We start from the raw sequence: 441 nt of genomic DNA, 5'->3' as shown, positions 1-441 counted from the left end.
ATATCCCGACAAGGGATAAGAAACCACTTTCTTTCCTTCCTTTAATAAAATCTCTAACAGGTCTGTGGCATCAAAGAAAGTTTCTGCAGGAAGGTAGTTTAGCACCTCTTTACGCATCAAATAAATTCCTCCATTTGAGTAATATGTATAAGACGGTTTTTCCTTAAAACTTAAAATTTGTTTATTGTCTGTTTCAAGTACCGCATATGGAACATTTACAACATATGGAATAGTAACAATGGCCAAATCTGCCTCATGTTTTAAGAAATCTAAGAAAAAATCTTCATAATCAAGATTTGTCAATAGGTCAGAATTCGTAACAAGAACATACTCATGATTAAAATTTTTAATTTTTGATACTGCGCCAATTGTTCCAAGCGACGCATCCTCCCAAACATACTGGATATTTATGTTCTTGCTCTTGCCCGTTTCAAAAGATGC

General features: G+C 34.0%; 1 protein-coding gene. It reads right to left on the bottom strand.

Annotation, left to right across the window (positions count from 1 at the left end; genetic code table 11):
• Positions 1 to 441 (bottom strand): sugar phosphate nucleotidyltransferase (locus JHD69_RS20410; RefSeq protein WP_255530815.1); only part of this gene is annotated, 441 nt, incomplete at both ends.

The organism is Pedobacter sp. ASV12 (assembly GCF_016429155.1).
In the GTDB taxonomy this organism is placed as follows: domain Bacteria; phylum Bacteroidota; class Bacteroidia; order Sphingobacteriales; family Sphingobacteriaceae; genus Pedobacter.
The sequence above is the reverse complement of the archived record's forward strand: the minus strand, read 5'-3'. Positions and strand labels throughout refer to the sequence as shown.